Consider the following 1,191-nt stretch of genomic DNA (forward strand, 5'->3'; position numbering starts at 1 on the left):
CCCTGGGCGGGTACGGCCGGGCCCGGCGCGGCACCGGGCGTGGCCGCCGTGTGCCCGGCGGGGGCGGCGCCGGCACCCGCAGCGGCCTGCGCACCTGCGGCGACTTCCGGCCCCGTACCGGCACCCGAGCCCGCCCCGGCACCGGGACCGGCCGGGCCGCCCGGGGCGCCCCCCGGCCCCGCCGCCGTACCGGACGACGTCGGCTCCGGGCCCTCCGGGTTCTCCGTCTCCAGCAGCTGTACGGCGTGCCGCCCCAGCTGGGCGACGAGCGCGCTCGGCAGCCACGGGTCGCGGGAGCGGCCCTCGGCCAGCGTGTCGTGGGCGCCGGTCAGCTCCAGGACGTGGTCGAGGCCCGGCCTGGCCTCCGGATTCTTGCGGAGGCAGGCCCGGACCAGGTCGGCGAGGCCCTCGGGGACGCCTTCGAGGTCGGGTTCCTCCTGCGCGATGCGGTACATCAGGGCGTGCACACCGCTGTCGGCGGAGCCGAAGGGCAGCTTGCCGGTGGCGGCGTAGGCGAGGACGGAGCCGAGGCAGAACACGTCGCAGGCCGGCGTGACACGGTCGCCGCGCACCTGTTCGGGGGCCATGAAACCGGGCGAGCCGACGAGGGAGCCGGTACGGGTGAGACCGCCGGACTCGGTGACGGTCTCCAGAGCGCGGGCGATACCGAAATCGATGACGCGCGGCCCGTCGATCGTGACGAGCACGTTGGACGGCTTGAGGTCGCGGTGGACGATCCCGGCGGCGTGGATGTCCTTCAGGGCGTGCGCCAGCCCGGCGCCGAGGATGCGTACCGAACGCTCGGGCAGCGCCCCGTGGTCGTGCCCGACGACCTGCTGGAGGCTGGGCCCGGCGACGTACCCGGTGGCGACCCAGGGCACGGCGGCCTCGGTGTCGGCGTCCAGCACGGGTGCGGTCCAGTGGCCACCGACGCGCCGCGCGGCCTGCACTTCCTGGCGGAACCTGTCGCGGAACTCCTCCTGCGCGGCGAGTTCCTCGCGGACGAGTTTGACGGCGACGGTACGGCCGCGTTCGGAGCGCGCGAGGAACACCTCGCCCATGCCTCCGGCGCCCAGCCGGGCCAACAGACGGTAGGTCCCGATGCGTTGCGGATCCCCCGGCCCCAGTCGTTGCATGGCCGACCCGTCCCCTCCCCTGCGCCCCTGCGACAGCCCGAGGATAGTGCGGGGA

The 1,191-nt window shown here is 75.7% G+C and carries 1 protein-coding gene; it reads right to left on the reverse strand.

What is annotated here, in order from left to right; genetic code table 11:
* On the reverse strand, positions 1-1,136 hold a 1,136-nt coding region (locus tag MTQ10_RS30625; RefSeq protein ID WP_247474033.1), incomplete at its 3' end, for a serine/threonine-protein kinase.
* Positions 1,137-1,191 lie beyond the last annotated feature (55 nt).

Source organism: Streptomyces sp. XM83C (assembly GCF_023072675.1).
Lineage (GTDB): Bacteria > Actinomycetota > Actinomycetes > Streptomycetales > Streptomycetaceae > Streptomyces > Streptomyces thermocoprophilus.